A 2539-nucleotide genomic window follows, 5' to 3' on the forward strand; every position below is an offset into this window, starting at 1 on the left:
GCCCAAAAAGGGCTGGTGGCCAAGGTCACGCGAGACAAGGCCTTGCTGGAGGCCAGCCACCTGCCTGCCCTCGAGCTGGCGCTGGGGCAGGGCGTGATGGGACAGCGCCAAAAAATTCTGCGTACAGCGGTGTCGGGCGGTATCAGCGAACTCCGGACCGAAGCGGGGCGGGCCATGCACATCCGCCGGCGCGATCTGGCCGAACAGATGATTGAGTTGCGTGGCCTGAGAGGAAAGAACGTCTCGGTCATCAAGCACATGCGCAGCCGCATCGAGCAGGAGCAGGCTGAGTTCGACACCAGCGGCTCGAAAATTCACGCGGTACGTTCCGTCCACCTCAAATTGCTCCGTGACGTATTCAATCTGCTCAGCACGCCGACGCTCAAGGCAGAACTGGCCGAGCTGACGCATGCGCTGAAGCAGCCGGGCATCAAGCTGGGCGTCAAGAAGGCTTATGGCCAGACTTTTTCCCGCCTTCGCGAGGGACTGCAGAAGTCACAGATCATGAGCAGTGAAATCCAGTCCATGTTGACTGCATCCTTTCGCCAGCTCAATGCCGAGTTCAGTTTTTCGCTGCAGGCGCCAAAAGAGCCGGAGCTGATCCGCTATGAGCACGACCTGGAGCAAATTGAGCGCAGCCATTTGCAATATCTGGGTGTGGGCAATGTTCTGAAACTTTCCCAGCCGGAATTTTCCGAGCGGCTGGTACGTGCCCTGGCCACGCGCTTGCGGGTGGTCTACGAATCCGCCCTTGGCGAAGTTGAGCTCTGGAACAAGTCAGCGGCATCGCAGCTTGATGCGCAGTTGCGCGAGCGGCGGCGCAATTTCGGCCGCAGGCTTGAAGCTATCGAGCGCATCCAGCAAGCGGCGTCTGGTCTGGATGAGCGGATCGCTGAAATCGACATCCAGGAGCGTGTGCTCGATGAGCTGGACAACAAGCTCACGGAGCTGACTTCCCATCTGATGGGCTCTTCAGCGCAGTCCAGGACGCCGGATGGCGCCGCTGCCGCAGAAAATGCCGCGGTGCCCGAGGCTGCCTGAGCGTTGACGCGGTCGCAATCCACCAAGACACCTGCGGGGCGGAAAGCGGTTGCTGTGAAGCAAACGGCCTCATGCCAGTTGCCCGGATTTGCCGGGGAAATTGTGCGCTGGCAGGCTTCCCACGGACGCAACAGCCTTCCCTGGCAGAACACGCGTGATCCTTACCGCGTTTGGCTGTCTGAAATCATGTTGCAGCAAACCCAGGTCGCAACGGTTCTGGACTATTACGCGCGATTTCTCCTGCGCTTCCCGACGGTCAAGGAGCTGGCTGTGGCTGGCGAAGACGAGGTGCTGGGCTTGTGGAGCGGGCTGGGTTATTACAGTCGCGCGCGCAATCTGCACCGCTGCGCTCAGGACGTCATGGCATTGCATGCCGGGCGATTCCCGGAGACGGCCGAGCAGCTCCAGACTCTGCCAGGCATAGGCCGTTCAACCGCCGCGGCCATCGCCTCGTTTTGTTTTGGCGAACGTGTTGCGATTCTGGATGGCAACGTCAAACGGGTGCTAACGCGGGTGCTGGGTTTTTCTGCTGATCTGGCTCAAAGTGCCAATGAACGGGCGCTTTGGGACACGGCTGCAGAGCTGCTGCCTGAGCAGGACCTGCCCGAAACCATGCCGCGCTATACGCAGGGACTGATGGATCTTGGTGCCACGATTTGCGTGGGCCGCCAGCCCCAGTGCCTGTTATGCCCCGTACAAAACCTGTGCCGCGGTTTTGCCGCCGGCGATCCCGGCAGGTATCCCGTGAAGACACGAAAGCTCAAGCGCAGTGCGCAGGCGCTGAGTTTGCTGTGGGCGCAGAAGCCTGATGGCTCGGTCTGGCTTGAAAAGCGCCCCGGCCGGGGAATCTGGGGTGGGCTTTATTGCCTGCCAGTTTTTGAGAGTGATGAGGCGCTGACTGCGGATTTGCCGTCTTCCTTGCGGGAAAGGCTCGATCCACTGCCAGGTTTTGTCCACGTGCTGACACACAAGGACTTGCACCTGTCGCCATGGATCGCAGGTTTTCGGGCCGGGCAAACCATGCCCAGGTCTTTGGTTTCAGATGAACGGCCCGGTGCGTGGTTCGGCCCCGCCGAATGGCCTGCACTGGGGCTGCCCGCGCCCATACGCAAACTGCTGGAACGGGACGCTTAGGCCTGCCCGCTGTACTGGAAGATGAGGCCGTGCCCAGCCTTATCTGGACTCAAACGGCGTCGAGCTCGCGATGCCGCTTCAGCGTTCGCCACTGCTGGCCAAAAGCTGCGGCCAATTCCTCGACAAGGTAGACGGATCGGTGTTGGCCGCCGGTGCAGCCGATGGCCACGGTCACATAACTCCGGTGGTCACGTACCAGCGCATGCAGCCAATGACCGAGAAACTGCTCGATATGACGGAACATGTCGCCCACTTCCGTGTGGGCCTTGAGATAGCTCGCCACGGCCTCATCAAGCCCGGTCAGGTGGCGCAGGCCCGATTCATAGTGTGGGTTGGGCAGCATGCGAACGTCAAACACGTAATC

2 protein-coding genes and 1 pseudogene are annotated in these 2539 nt (G+C 60.8%); 2 read left to right on the plus strand and 1 reads right to left on the minus strand.

Translation table 11 applies throughout. The features are described from left to right. Window positions 1-1041, plus strand: a pseudogene (locus tag AC1D1X_RS20630) (dynamin family protein); the annotation flags it as partial. 54 nt (window positions 1042-1095) lie between these two features. Further along, window positions 1096-2175, plus strand: coding sequence for an A/G-specific adenine glycosylase (gene mutY, locus AC1D1X_RS20635; RefSeq protein ID WP_477668276.1), 1080 nt, complete (start codon window positions 1096-1098; stop codon window positions 2173-2175). Window positions 2176-2224: 49 nt separating this feature from the next. On the opposite strand, the gene AC1D1X_RS20640 is transcribed toward mutY, so the two are convergent. Beyond that, window positions 2225-2539 (minus strand): RapZ C-terminal domain-containing protein (locus tag AC1D1X_RS20640; protein ID WP_477699041.1); only part of this gene is annotated, 315 nt, incomplete at its 5' end.

This window comes from Polaromonas sp. P1_G4 (assembly GCF_056405475.1).